The sequence below is a fragment of the Nitratireductor arenosus genome, from assembly GCF_009742725.1.
In the GTDB taxonomy this organism is placed as follows: domain Bacteria; phylum Pseudomonadota; class Alphaproteobacteria; order Rhizobiales; family Rhizobiaceae; genus Mangrovimarina; species Mangrovimarina arenosa.
This window is the reverse complement of record NZ_WPHG01000002.1, coordinates 592,074-605,661: the sequence shown is the minus strand read 5'-3', so window position 1 is coordinate 605,661 and position 13,588 is coordinate 592,074. Positions and strand designations below refer to the sequence as shown.

Here is a 13,588-nt window from a genome sequence, read left to right as displayed (position 1 = left end):
GTTGTCCATCTTTTCGGCCTTTCGCCCGCTTGCGACTGGCGCTTGTGCGCGGCTGTTGGCACAGTGCGCCAACAAGGAGATCCGATCATGGCCGCATCGCCCTCACCCCAGAACCGCAAGCCGCAACCCTGGACCGAAGTCGCACCGCTGCTGGTCGACGTCGCCATGGGCCGGCGCGCGGCCGATCTGGTGATCCGCAACGGGCGCTGGGTGAACGTTCATTCCGGCGAGGTGATACCGGTCACCGATCTGGCGATCGTGGCCGGCCGCTTCGCTTATTGCGGGCCCGATGCCAGTCACGCCATCGGCGAAGGCACCAAGGTCGTCGACGCAGCCGGCCGCTATCTCGTGCCCGGCCTGTGCGACGCGCATATGCATGTTGAAAGCGGCATGGTGACGGTGACCGAATTCTGCCGCGCCGTCATTCCGCGCGGCACCACGTCGATGTTCATCGATCCGCACGAGATCGCCAATGTGCTGGGGGTCGAGGGGGTGAGGCTGATGCACGACGAGGCGGCCGCGCAGGCGATCAACGTCTTCGTGCAGATGCCGTCCTGCGTGCCCTCCGCACCCGGGCTGGAAAACGCCGGCGCACAACTCGGCCCCGCCGATATCGCCGAGGCGATGGGATGGCAAAACATCATCGGGCTCGGCGAGGTGATGAATTTTCCCGGCGTGGCCGCCAACAACCCTACCATGACCGGCGAAATCGCCGCGACCGTTGCGGCCGGGCGCACGGTCGGCGGCCACTACGCCTCGCCCGATCTCGGCCGGGCCTTTCACGGCTATGTCGCCGGTGGGCCCGAAGACGACCATGAAGGCACGCGCGCCGAGGACGCCATCGCCCGCGTGCGTCAGGGCATGAAGGCGATGCTGAGACTGGGTTCGGCCTGGTACGACGTCGCCGAGCAGATCAAGGCGGTGACGGAAAAGGGCCTCGATCCGCGCAATTTCATCCTGTGCACCGATGACAGCCATTCCGGTACGCTGGTCAATGAGGGCCATATGGACCGCGTCGTGCGCCATGCGATCGCGCAGGGGCTGGCCCCGGTGACCGCCATCCAGATGGCGACGATCAACACCGCCCAGCATTTCAGGCTCGAACGCGAGCTCGGCTCGATCGCGCCCGGCCGGCTCGCCGACGTACTGATCGTCTCCGATCTCGCCACGCTTGAAATCGACGAGGTGTTCGCGCGCGGCGTCAGGCTAGCCAAGGCCGGCCGGCTCGAAGTCGAGATCGCTCCCTACCCCTATCCGGCGAGCGCGCGCGACACGGTCAGGCTCGGCAAGACGTTCGCCGCGGCCGATTTCGACATTCCCGCCCCCGACAACAGCGCCGAAGTGCGCGCCCGCGTGATCGGCGTGATCGAAAATCAGGCCCCGACCAGGGCGCTGGAGGCCGACCTTGCGGTCGAGGACGGCATCGTGGCAATGGACCGGCGCAACGATGTCTGCCAGATCGCGCTGGTCGAGCGCCACAAGGGCAGCGGCGCGGTCGTCAACGGCTTCGTGTCGGGCTTCGGCTATACCGAGGACTGCGCGATGGCCTCCACCGTCGCGCACGATTCGCATCACATGATCGTGGTCGGCACCAACAAGGACGACATGGCCCTTGCCGCCAACCGGCTCGGCCAGGTCGGAGGCGGGGTGGTGATGGTTTCGAAGGGCAAGGAGTTGGCGCTGGTGGAAATGCCGATCGCCGGGCTGATGTCGGACGAGCGCGCCGAGATCGTCGCCACCAAGGCCGAAAAACTGTCAGCGGCGATGCGCGACATGGGCTGCTCGCTCAACAACGCCTACATGCAGCACTCACTGCTGGCGCTGGTCGTCATCCCAGAGCTCAGGATCTCCGACCTCGGCATTATCGACGTGACGAAGTTCGAGAAGGTGGATCTGTTCGTGTGATCAGCCGGCGAGCGTCGCTCCGACCATGAAACGGTGGCCGTCGGGCGTGCGCACGCCAAACTCGCGCATGCCCCAGGGCCGGTCTGCGGGCGGAAACAGAATGTCGGCGCCGCGGCTCGAAACCGCGTCAAACCAGGCGTCGACATCGGCCACCTCGAGATAGCCGAAATATTGGTGGTCGCCCAGATCGCGCGGATGGATCTCGTCCGGACAACTGCCGAGCATGATGGTCACCTTTCCCGAGCGCACGAACACCCAGCCCTCGGGTTGGCCGGCGATCTCGAACCCCATCACCTCGACCCACCAGCGCGCGGTCCGCTCCGCGTCGGGCACGGCGAGCACATGTGCGGAACCGCGCATGGCCTCCATCATCACTCCACCCCCACGGTCGAAAGAACCTCGGCAGGCGTGGTGATGACGATGCTGGCGGCCGAAACGGCGGTCTGGCCGAGCCCCTTGGCGAGGTTTTCGATATTGCCGGCAAGATCGGTGCGGCGCTGCACGAACGTGTCGCCGGCCTTCAACCGGTCGCCGATCAGCTTCACCAGCACCGGGTTGTCGGCGAATTTGGTATGGTTGAGCCGGTCTCCCGCTTCGACGTCGGTGACGTTGACGACGACGATGCCGTAGCTGGCGATATCGTCGGCGTCGGCATATTCGCCGAGCCTGGGCCGGTTGCCGGCGATCAGGCCGGACAGGTTCAATGCCCGGTCGTTTTGCGAAAGCATGACAAAAAACGGTTTGTCCGGCTTGCCGTAGCGCTTCATCTGGCTCTTGAACACGTCGACATCGACATCCGGCGACGCCAGCACCACGTCGCCGAGCTTGCCGCCAATATCGCGATCGCCGGAAATCGCGAGTTGGCGCAGCGCCTCCAGCGTCAGCCAGTTGCCCATCGAGTGAGCGATGATGTCGATGCGCTGCGCGCCGGCGCGGCGCACCAGCCGCAGCGTGCGTTCCAGACCGTCGCGGGCGGTGGTGGCGGAATCGCGGTCATAGACATAGTCGACCGTGCGCCCGCGCGAAGCCCAGGTAAAAAGCACCGGCGCACCGTCGTAACCGGCATCGTGCACGATCTGGGTCAGGCGGTAGACGGCATCGTCGAAACGGGTGTTGTAGCCGTGGATGAAGACCAGCGCCCTGCCCCCGCGCGCAGCGATCGCCTTGGCAAGCCCGGCCTGGAAGGCCGCCTCGTCCTCATAGCCGCCGACACCGGTGGCGGTAAAATACTTGGCCGGATCGCGCGTACTGTTTTTCGGCCGCTCAAGCGCGCCGGTTTTGTGGACCGCCGGCACGGTCACGTCGGTCACGGCATAGCTCAGCGTCAGCGAGCGTTCGCCGTCGAACACCTCGCGAGGTTCGGCCGAACGCTGGCGGGTTGTGGCAACGAACAGCCGGTGCTCGCCGGCGATCTCTGCCGCGGTCGCCGACACCGTCTCGGTGCCGACCAGAAGATGCGCGCCCTTGTTGGCGCAGCCCGCGAGCAAGGCGACCATGAGACCGGTAGCGAGACATTTCAGGAATTTCGCTGTGACCGACAGGACCCGACCTCCATGACTGTGCCGTTTCGATAAGCAGATCGTCCAGGCCGCGTCTACCCGTCATGACGGCAATAAGGGGTGCGGACGAACACGTTGTCTTGCGCGCTGTCACGGATTTGCCCGGCGACCGGCGGATTCGGTGCGTCGCTCAGCGGGCCCAAAACACCGGCGTGAAGATCACCAGCACAGCCAGAATCTCCAGACGGCCGAGCATCATGGCGAGCGACAGGATCCACTTCGCCACGTCCGGCAGCGGCGCGAAATTGCCGGCCGGGCCGATATAGTCGCCGAGCCCCGGACCGACATTGGTGAGCGCAGTCAGCGCACCGGTCATTGCGGTAATCAGGTCGAGACCGGTCGCCGACAGGAGCACGGTGGCGATCGCCCACAGCACGAAAAACGACGAGATGAACAAAACCACGGCGCGCTGCATGTCGTCGTCGACCGGCCGATCGCCGTAGCGCACCGTCTGCACCGAACTCGGATAAACCAGGCGGCGCAGGCCGTTGGCCATCAATTCAAACAGGATGATGAAGCGGTAGGCCTTGATACCGCCGCAGGTCGAACCGGAGCAGCCGCCGAGGAAGGTGGCAACGAAGGCGCAGGCGACGACGAACGGCCCCCAGGACGTATAATCATGCGTCGAATAACCGGTCGTGGTGATCAACGACATGAAATTGAAGGTGGTGTGCGTCAGGGTCTCGAAGAACGGCGCACCGGTGGTGATGCGCGTATAAATGGCGGTCGCCACCGCGAAGAACACCACATAACCGGCGAACACGCGGACCTGCGGGTCGCGCAGAGCGTCGAGCCGGCCCCGCACCATGAACAGGATCAGGATCGAAAACGGCAGCGCGCCGATGAACATGAACACGATCGCGATCCACAGGATCGCCGAATTGTGGGCGAAATAGCCGAACGAGGCGTCATGGGTGGAAAACCCGGCCGTCGAGATGGTGGTCAAGGCGTGGTTGAGCGCGTCGAAACCGCTCATGCCGGCAGCCGCGTAGGCGATCCCGCAGGCGAGCGTCAGCGCCGAATAGATGCTGATCAGGCTGATCGTGAAGGTCGACAGCCGCTCGAACGGGCGATCCTCGATATCGGTCGATTCGATCTTGAAATAGGACACGCCGCCGACATTGAGGAACGGCAGGATGAACAGGCCGAGCGCGATCACGCCGAGGCCGCCCATCCATTGCAGGATCGATCGCCACAACAGCAGCCCCGGCGGCAGGAAATCGAGCCCGCTCAGCACCGTGCTGCCGGTGGTCGTGGTCGCCGACACCGATTCGAACACGGCGTCGGCAAGCGACATTTCCAAGGACGAGGCCAGGAACGGCACCGCGCCGACCATCGCGGTGGTCGCCCACAGCAGATTGACCATCAGGAAGCCGAACCGCGATGAGACAGGCGGCGGCTTGCCCTGGGTGGCGAGCGCGACGGCGAGCGACAGCCCGCCGGTAAAAAACGCCGACAGCGCGAACACCCGCCAGTCCGGATTGCCCTGGTAGAGGTCGACGAAGGCCGGAATCAACATCGCCAGCGACAGGTAGATCCCGAATATCGCGGCTATATGGATCGCGGCGCGGAAGGCGAAGCTCTGCACGAAAAGCAAACCCCGATCTAAGCGGCGGCCTGGCCTGCCGGACCCCGTCGTCTTGGCGCGCCGACAGTGGCGGGACGCGGCCTTTTATGCAATAGGGCGCGAAGGCGCAACCGGGAGACGGGACGGATCGTGGTCGATAACTCTGGGCTCGCCGGCTTCGGCACCGGCGTCGAGGAAGCCGCCGAGGCCTTGCGCGCGCTGTTTGCCGAAACGCCGCTGCAGGAAAACGCGCACCTGTCGCGCAAGACCGGCGCGCGCGTCTTTTTGAAGCGCGAGGACTTGACCCCGGTGCGCTCGTACAAGCTCCGCGGAGCCTATAATTTCTTCCGCAAGGCGCTCGCGCGTCCCGACGCGCCGCAATCCTTCGTGTGCGCCTCGGCCGGCAACCACGCCCAGGGTTTCGCCCATGTCTGCCGCCAGATGCGCAAGCCCGGCGTGATTTACATGCCGGTGACGACGCCGCGGCAGAAGGTCGACAAGACGACGACGTTTGGCGGGGAGTTCATCGACATTCGCCTGACCGGCGACTTTTTCGACGACTGCCTGGCCGCCGCTCTGGCATATGCGGCCGAGACCGGAGCGCTGATGGTGCCGCCCTTCGACCATCCCGACATTATCGAGGGCCAGGCGACGGTGGCACTCGAAATCGCGCGCCAGATGCCGGATGGGGTGCCGGACTTGATGCTGCTGCCCGTCGGCGGCGGCGGGCTTGCCGCCGGCGTGACGCGCTACGGCGCGGTCAACGACTGGTCGACGCGCTTCGTGTTCGCCGAGCCGGACGGCGCGCCGAGCCTCAGAAGGAGCCTGGAAGCCGGACGCCGGGTCAAACTTGCCCGTGTCGACAATTTCGTCGACGGCGCGGCCGTAGCCGAGATCGGGCGCGAACCGTTTCGCCGGTTGAAGGGCTTCGCCGCCTCGGACGTGCGTCTGGTTCCCGAAAACAGACTGTGCGCGACCATGATCGAAATGCTCAATGTCGAAGGCGTGGTGTTGGAACCCGCCGGCGCGCTCACCATCGACACGCTCAAGGATTTTTCGCGCAAGGAGTTGAAGGGCAAGACCGTGGTCGCGGTCGTATCGGGCGGCAATTTCGACTTCGAGCGCCTGCCCGACGTGAAGGAGCGCGCGCTGCGTTTCGAGGGACTGAAGAAATATTTCGTCTTCCGCTTTCCCCAGCGCCCGGGCGCGCTGCGCGATTTTCTTGAACTGCTCGGCCCCGAGGACGACATCGTGCGGTTCGAATATCTGAAGAAGTCGGCGCGCAATTTCGGCTCGGTGCTGATCGGCATCGAGACCAGGCAGAAGAAGAATTTCGCCGCGCTGCGAAAACGCTTCGACCAGGCCGGCTGGTCCTATCAGGACATCACCGACAACGAGGTTCTGGCGGGCTTCATCATATGAGCGACACGGTCTGGATCGTCCTGTTCCGCGGCGTCGGCGGCAAGACGCTACTGCCGGTCAAGCCCTTGCGCGACAAGCTCGCCGAAGCAGGCTTTCGCCATGTCGCGACTTATATCAACAGCGGCAACGCCGTTGTGGTGAGCGAACGTTCGCGCGAAACGGTGCGTGCCGCGATCAGCGAGATTTGCGCACGCGAATTCGGCTTCGAGAAGGATATCCACCTCGTTTCCCTTGCCGAATGGGAGCGGCTGATCGCGCAAAACCCGTTCCCCGAGGCGACCGGGGCGGGAAAATACCTGCACGCCGCTGTTCTTGGCGCCGAGCCCAAGGCCGCCGACGTGACCGCCCTGCGCGTTCACGCCGTCGACGGCGAAAGCATCGCCGTCGTCGACCGGGTCGCCTATCTCCATACCCCGCACGGCTTCGGGCTCTCGAAGCTGGCGGCAAAGTTCGACAAAGGCATCAAGGTTCCCAACACCGCCCGCAACTGGAACACGGTCGTCAGACTGGGCGACCTGGCGCGGGCGGCTGCCAGGGCTGCGTGATCGGCAAGACCGGATTGTCGGAAAACCGCGCTCAGGCGCCCGCGGGCTCGACCAGCACCACTCGATTGCCGTCCGGATCACGCAGTTGCACAAGCTCAGCGCGGGTAGCGGGTTCGACCTCGCCAGGCCGCAGTCCCGCCGCGTTCAGCCGCTCGGCTTCGCCGCGGAGGTCGTCGACGATCAGCGTCAGCGTACCTCTGCCCGCGTCTGCGGCGTTTTCGAAGAGCTGAAACCCTGCGCCAGCGTCATGATGCCACTCGGCGAGCCCGGCCATTGGCCGAGCATCCGGGCTCCGGTCGAACAGCGCCTCGAACCAGGTGATGGCTACGGTAAGATCGCAGCAATCCAAATGGGCGTAGATTTTCCGCAGCTTCATCTTGCAGGCCTTCGCTCCCCTTATTCGTCGGCCCGACCCCGGTTCGACGCTCGGGCATCGCCAACCTTGCCTGTAGTCGGCAACCAGCAATATCCTCACTTCAATGATTGCAAAATGCAAGCAGAAAAACGGGCCGAAATCGCGCGGCAGGCGGCCGAAATCGCGTAAGCCGATGCGGGGCCGGCGAAAATTCGTTTGCTTTCCGGGCCGAACTCCCCCATATGGCAGCCAGACGCAAGGGCCGGCATCGACCGGCCCGCCTGAACTGGCCTTTGCTGCGTCTGGTTCCCCTTCCCCACTTCGGCAGGTGTGAACGATCACCCGCGAGCGTTTGCGCGCGGAACGACAGCGCAGCCGCGCGTGGCCTCAGGTCCGCCGCCTCGTCGTTTTTGAAATCATTTTAACGGCAGGTTGCGCCCTGCCGCGCAAGAGGCGGTGCCAAGCCGCCGAAAGAGAAGAATTTTGACAGATATCGATACTGCGAACCCGCAAGCCGGCTTCGCCGATCTCGGCATTGCCGGCGCCCTTTTGAAAGCGCTGGCCAAAGCCGGTTTTTCCGACCCCAAACCGATCCAGAACCAGGCCATCCCGCATATGCTCAAGGGCCGTGATGTGCTCGGCATCGCCCAGACCGGCTCGGGCAAGACGGCCGCCTTCGCGCTGCCGGTGCTGTCGGCCATCATGTCGCTCGGCGCGCGTCGGCAGCCCAAGACCGCGCATGCGCTCGTGCTTGCGCCGACGCGCGAACTCGCCGTGCAGATCGAGGAGGCCTTCCGGCTGTTTTCGCGTGGGGCACACATCACCACCGCGCTGGTGCTCGGCGGCGTTTCGCGCAGCAGCCAGACCAAGCGGCTGCGCGACGGCGTCGACGTGCTCGTCGCCACGCCGGGCCGGCTGACCGACCTGGTGCGTGCCGGCGATGTCAGGCTTTCCGAGACGCGCTGGCTGGTGCTGGACGAGGCCGACCGCATGCTCGACATGGGCTTCATCAACGATGTGCGCCGCCTGGCGAGGGCAACCCACCCCAAACGCCAGGTCGCGCTGTTTTCGGCGACGATGCCGGCCGAGATCGAAAAGCTCGCCATGGAACTGCTCAAGGATCCTGTGTCGGTTTCAGTCGCGCCGCAGGCAACGACCGTGGCCGAAATCCGCCAGCACGTGGTGCTTGCCCGCACCAAGCAAAAGCGCGTCGTGCTCACCGGACTGCTCTCCGAGCCGGCGATGAAATCCGTGATCGTGTTTTCCCGCACCAAGCACGGCGCCGACAAGGTGACCCGCCAGCTCGAACAGGACGGCATTTCCGCAGCCGTGATTCACGGCAACAAGTCGCAGAACGCGCGCCAGAAGGCGCTGAACGGCTTCCGCGGCGGTGACGTGCGCGTGCTTGTCGCAACCGATATCGCCGCGCGCGGCATCGACGTACCCGGCATCACCCATGTCGTGAACTATGACCTGCCGGACGAGGCCGAGACCTATGTGCACCGGATCGGCCGCACCGGCCGCAACGGCGCCGACGGCATCGCCATCACGCTGTGCGCGCCCGATGAACGCGCCAAGCTGCGCGCCGTCGAACGGCTCGCCCGCACCCGCCTCGAGATCATGGCCGACCATACCGGCGAGCCCGATCCCGCCCCGCAGCCCCGCCCGGCGCGGGGTACGGCCGAAGCCGAAACGGATCGCCCGCGGGCCAAGGCCTTCAAGCCGGCACGCAGCCATGACGGCAAGCACAAGCCCCGGCCCGCCGCCAAGGAGGCCGGTGCCCCCGACAAAACCCGGCCGCAGCGTCGCCGCCGCCCACAGCGCGCACGCTTCGCCAAGGCAGCCTGACCGGCCCTGGTCCAATATTTGACGGCCTCGCACCAATTGTGCGGGGCCGTCGTGCTTCTGTAAGCTTTTATGGCAGGGCCGGCCGCGGCTGGCCATGGCGCGACGGATCGCGCTGTGAGCTCCAGCATATATGGGACAAGATGGCCGGGATCGCCGCATTCGCCTTCGCTTACATTCTGTCGCAGTTTTACCGTTCCTTCCTCGCCGTTCTGACGCCCGCACTCACAGGCGAGCTCGGCGCCAGCAAGGCGGATCTGTCGCTGGCATCCGGCGCCTGGTTCATCGCCTTCGCACTGATGCAGTTCATCGTCGGTGTCTCGCTCGACCGGTTCGGACCGCGCCGCACCGCCTCGATCATACTCGCCGCCGGCGCCGGCGGCGGAGCTTTGCTGTTTTCCCTGGCCGGTGCCCCCTGGATGATTGTCGCGGCGATGGTGCTGATCGGTGCCGGCTGCTCGCCGGTGCTGATGGCGCCATTGTTCATTTTCGCCAAGACATATTCGCCGGTGCGGTTCGCGGTATTGACCTCTTGGTTCGTCGGCATCGGCACGCTCGGCAACGTGCTGGGCGCCGCGCCGCTCGCCGCCTCGGCCGAGCTGTTCGGCTGGCGCCCGGTGATGGCCGGTCTCGGCCTGATCACGCTGGCAACCGCCGCCGCGCTGCATCTGATCGTGCGCGATCCGGAACCCGAGCCGGCCGCGGACGGCACCTCGACGGGCTTTTCAGGCTATTTCGAGCTGATGCGGCTGAAAGTATTGTGGCCTATCATTCCGCTGACGGCCATCAACTACGCTCCTCCGATCGGCATTCGCGGCCTGTGGGCCGGCCCCTTCCTGACCGACATGCACGGCGCCGACGCACTCATGATCGGCAATGTCACGCTGTTCATGGCGCTGGGCATGGTGGCGGGCTCGTTTTTATACGGGCCGCTCGACACCGTCTTTCGCACGCGCAAATGGATCGTCGTCGCCGGCAATACGATCTGTCTCACGGCGCTCGCCTTTCTGGCGCTGGTTCCGGCCGCAACGATCGTGGCCGCGGCGACGGCGCTGGTCGTGATCGGCGTCACCGGCGCGAGCTACGGCATGCTGATGGCGCATGCGCGTGCCTTTTTCCCCGCGCACCTGACCGGCCGCGGCGTGACGCTGATGAATTTTTTCGCCATTGGCGGCGTCGGCCTGATGCAGTTCGCCACCGGCGGCGTCGTCAGCGCGGCCGCAAGCCCCGACCGGCCGGCCGCCGCCTATGTCGGGCTATTTGTCTTCTACGCAGTGGCGCTCTGCGCGGCACTCGTGATCTACCTCGCTTCCCGCGACGCCGCACCGGGTCGTCGCTGAGGCGCGATCGCTCACGCCGCGACGCAACGCTTGCCTTTTTGCCCCAACTGCGCATAAGGCTCTGCCGCATCGAGATGCTGAAAAAGAGACGGTCGCGATGTCGCTCCCCGAAAAAGCCTTTCCCGTCTCCTGGGACCAGTTCCATCGTGACGCGCGCGCCCTCGCCTGGCGGCTGGCCGATAATGGCGGCTCGTGGAAGGCGATCGTGTGCATCACCCGCGGCGGCCTAGTGCCGGCGGCGATTATCGCGCGCGAACTGGGCATCCGCGTCATAGAGACGGTTTCGATCGCCTCCTATCACGACTATGCCGCGCAAGGTGAACTGAAGGTCCTGAAGGAAGTAAGCCCGGTATTGTTGGAAAATGACGGCGCCGACGTGCTGATCGTCGACGATCTCACCGATACCGGCAAGACGGCCGCCGTCGTACGGGCGATAATGCCGAAGGCTCACTTCGCCACCGTCTACGCAAAGCCCAAGGGGCGCCCGCTGGTCGATAGTTTCGTCACCGAAGTGTCGCAGGATACCTGGATCTATTTTCCCTGGGACATGGGCTTCACCTATCAGCGCCCGATTTCCGAAGACGATCGCAGCTAGACCCGTCCAGCCGTCGCGCGACGGGCAAGGCGGTACACCTTCCTGCAAGTCAGACCCTTGAATTTTCACGATAAAGCCGTAATTTGATTGCATAGTCGGCTCACGGATATGCAAACATCCGACTGGCGATGAGAAAATATTCACCGCTGGCTGGCATGCTTCATGCCATCAGCTAAGCTTGCGATTCAATTCGCGGGGATTCGGTCCACAAATGCTGGTCAGTCAGCGTTCATGGCAGCATTCGGTCGACAGGGTTCGCCAGTTCCTCGGCGGCGTTCCGCCGCGCGTGCAGGTTGCCGCGCTGCCGTGGCGCCATGCCAAGCGTGGGCTCGAGGTGATGCTGATCACAAGCCGCGACACCGGCCGCTGGGTGCTGCCGAAGGGTTGGCCGGAAAAGGGTGAATTGCTGCACGAATCGGCCGCCCGCGAAGCGACCGAGGAAGCTGGCCTGCATGGGACGATCTGCGTGGAGGAGATCGGCCACTATCTTTACGGCAAGAACCTGAAGAGCGGCCTTGAAGCCCGTTGCGAGGTGCTGGTCTTTCCTTTGAAGGTGGAACGAATCGACAAGAGCTGGCCCGAAAAGGGCCAGCGTCTGCGCCAATGGCTTTCCACCGGCGAAGCGGCGAGCCGGGTTCGCGAGCGGGATCTCGCCGAGTTGATCGGTGATTTCGCGATTCCGGTCTGAGCGGCGGCCGCACGATACGCGACGAACGGTTTTCCACGATTATTCGCCATGCCATGCTCCAACCGCATGCTGCGGCCTTGAGCCTCCCGTCCGTCTCCTCTACCGCAGGGGCTGAGATGGGAGCGGTATCGCGATGACCGAGGCCAGCGAGACGGCGCGCAAGGCGACGCTCGACAAGGATCTGGAAAAACTTGCCCAGGTTGAGGAAGCGACAAGCTTTCTCGCGCGCGGTCTCGCCGCGCCCGGACTCGCGCTTTTCTTCATGGCCTTCGTCGCTATCGCCGTCGCCGTCTTCGCGGCCGGCGAGCCGGGCGCGGTCGCCATCATCGCCGCCGCGGCGATCGGCGCCTATATGGCGCTCAACATCGGCGCCAACGACGTCGCCAACAATGTCGCGCCGGCCGTCGGCGCGCGCGCGCTCACCATGGGCGGCGCCCTTGTCATGGCCGCGCTTTGCGAAACCGCCGGAGCGCTGATCGCCGGCGGCGACGTCGTCGACACCATTTCGAAAGGCATCATCGACACCAACGCCGTGGCCGGACCGGGTGTTTTCGTCAGCGCCATGATGGCGGCCCTGCTCGCCTCCGCCGTCTGGGTCAATTTGGCGACCGCGATCGGCGCGCCGGTGTCGACGACCCATGCCGTCGTCGGCGGCGTGATGGGCGCCGGTATCGCCTCGGCCGGCTTCACCGCCGTCAACTGGCCGGTGATGGGCGGCATCGCCGCGAGTTGGGTGATCTCGCCCCTGCTCGGCGGGGTGATCGCGGCCTCGTTCCTGGCTTTCGTGAAATCGCGCATCATCTACCAGGACGACAAGATCGCCGCCGCGCGCCGCTGGGTGCCGGTGCTGATCGGCGTCATGGCCGGCGCGTTTGCCGCCTATCTCGCCACCAAGGGGCTGAAAAAGGTCGTCCACCTGCCCGCCACGCATATCGTGCTGATCGGGGTGGGAACCTTCCTGCTGGCCTGGGGCCTCGCCCACCTTGGCGTGGCGCGCCAGTCGCGCGGCATGGAAAACCGCAACCAGTCATTGCGCCGGCTATTCGCGCTGCCGTTGATCATCTCGGCCGCGCTTTTGTCCTTCGCGCATGGCGCCAACGACGTCGCCAACGCCGTCGGCCCACTCGCCGCGATCGTCCAGGCGGCCAGCGGCGGCGGACTGGCGGCCAAGGTCTCGATACCGTTCTGGGTGATGTTGATCGGCGCGTTCGGCATTTCGCTCGGCCTGCTCCTGTTCGGCCCCAAGCTGGTGCGCATGGTCGGCGAGCAGATCACCAAGCTCAACCCGATGCGCGCTTTCTGCGTGGCGCTTTCTGCCGCGCTCACCGTCATCATCGCCTCCTGGTTCGGTCTGCCGGTCAGTTCGACCCATATCGCTGTCGGCGCCGTGTTCGGGGTCGGCTTTTTCCGCGAGTGGTATACGCAAAACTCGCCGCGCCGGCGTGCCTATCTGGAACGCAAGGGCGTGCGCCTGCGCGCCGAGCGCCGGCTGCGGGCGGGCGATGCCGAGGCGGTTTTCGACGACGAGGACGAGGCCGACACCGAACCGCTGGCGTTTTCGCGCGAGGAGGCGAAACGGCGCAAGCTTGTGCGTCGCGCTCATTTTTCCACCATCGTCGCCGCCTGGGTGGTCACCGTACCCTCCACCGCCCTGATCGCCGCGTTGATCTTCCACGGGCTGGCCTTCCTGTCCTGACGGCGGCCGACCTTCCTGGCCGAACGGCGGAATTGCAGCGTTCCCGCAAGCGCCACCGGCAAAGCCTCGCC

12 protein-coding genes are annotated in these 13,588 nt (G+C 65.3%); 8 read left to right on the top strand and 4 right to left on the bottom strand.

Translation table 11 applies throughout. From position 1 onward, the window contains the following. Positions 1 to 87 precede the first annotated feature (87 nt). Positions 88 to 1,905, top strand: a complete 1,818-nt coding sequence (gene ade / locus GN330_RS09865) for an adenine deaminase (protein ID WP_156712498.1) — start codon at positions 88 to 90, stop codon at positions 1,903 to 1,905. Here ade and GN330_RS09860 read toward each other — a convergent pair whose 3' ends face one another. The 3 genes from GN330_RS09860 to GN330_RS09850 all read right to left on the bottom strand — a co-directional run bounded on the left by GN330_RS09860 (position 1,906) and on the right by GN330_RS09850 (position 5,052). Continuing rightward, a complete protein-coding gene (locus GN330_RS09860; protein WP_246188605.1) occupies positions 1,906 to 2,265 on the bottom strand; it encodes a VOC family protein in 360 nt (119 codons plus the stop codon). 11 nt (positions 2,266 to 2,276) lie between these two features. Beyond that, positions 2,277 to 3,401, bottom strand: coding sequence for an alpha/beta hydrolase (locus GN330_RS09855; protein WP_156712496.1), 1,125 nt, complete (start codon positions 3,399 to 3,401; stop codon positions 2,277 to 2,279). Positions 3,402 to 3,594: 193 nt separating this feature from the next. Further along, a complete protein-coding gene (locus tag GN330_RS09850; RefSeq protein ID WP_343040517.1) occupies positions 3,595 to 5,052 on the bottom strand; it encodes a TrkH family potassium uptake protein in 1,458 nt (485 codons plus the stop codon). A gap of 129 nt (positions 5,053 to 5,181) precedes the next feature. Here GN330_RS09850 and ilvA point away from each other — a divergent pair, with 129 nt between their 5' ends. Together ilvA and GN330_RS09840 are read left to right on the top strand one after the other, a co-directional pair. Next, a complete protein-coding gene (gene ilvA / locus GN330_RS09845; RefSeq protein ID WP_343040516.1) occupies positions 5,182 to 6,453 on the top strand; it encodes a threonine ammonia-lyase IlvA in 1,272 nt (423 codons plus the stop codon). Continuing rightward, entirely contained in the window at positions 6,450 to 6,998 is a 549-nt protein-coding gene (locus tag GN330_RS09840; protein WP_156712495.1) for a DUF1697 domain-containing protein, read from the top strand. The genes ilvA and GN330_RS09840 overlap by 4 nt, the downstream gene beginning before the upstream one ends. A 31-nt stretch (positions 6,999 to 7,029) precedes the next feature. On the opposite strand, the gene GN330_RS09835 is transcribed toward GN330_RS09840, so the two are convergent. Further along, positions 7,030 to 7,374: a VOC family protein gene (locus GN330_RS09835; protein ID WP_156712494.1), complete on the bottom strand. Its 345-nt coding sequence runs from the start codon at positions 7,372 to 7,374 to the stop codon at positions 7,030 to 7,032. A gap of 462 nt (positions 7,375 to 7,836) precedes the next feature. Here GN330_RS09835 and GN330_RS09830 point away from each other — a divergent pair, with 462 nt between their 5' ends. From GN330_RS09830 to GN330_RS09810, 5 genes are all read left to right on the top strand, one after another. Continuing rightward, positions 7,837 to 9,201: a DEAD/DEAH box helicase gene (locus GN330_RS09830; RefSeq protein ID WP_156712493.1), complete on the top strand. Its 1,365-nt coding sequence runs from the start codon at positions 7,837 to 7,839 to the stop codon at positions 9,199 to 9,201. Between the two features lie 140 nt (positions 9,202 to 9,341). Further along, positions 9,342 to 10,538 (top strand): MFS transporter, encoded by a 1,197-nt coding sequence (locus tag GN330_RS09825; RefSeq protein WP_156712492.1) that lies wholly within the window; start codon positions 9,342 to 9,344, stop codon positions 10,536 to 10,538. A gap of 97 nt (positions 10,539 to 10,635) precedes the next feature. Then, complete coding sequence (gene gpt, locus GN330_RS09820; protein ID WP_156712491.1) at positions 10,636 to 11,133, top strand: xanthine phosphoribosyltransferase; 498 nt, start codon at positions 10,636 to 10,638, stop codon at positions 11,131 to 11,133. Between the two features lie 211 nt (positions 11,134 to 11,344). Further along, complete coding sequence (locus tag GN330_RS09815; protein ID WP_156712490.1) at positions 11,345 to 11,821, top strand: NUDIX hydrolase; 477 nt, start codon at positions 11,345 to 11,347, stop codon at positions 11,819 to 11,821. A gap of 133 nt (positions 11,822 to 11,954) precedes the next feature. Beyond that, positions 11,955 to 13,517 (top strand): inorganic phosphate transporter, encoded by a 1,563-nt coding sequence (locus GN330_RS09810; RefSeq protein ID WP_156712489.1) that lies wholly within the window; start codon positions 11,955 to 11,957, stop codon positions 13,515 to 13,517. Positions 13,518 to 13,588: the final 71 nt, after the last annotated feature.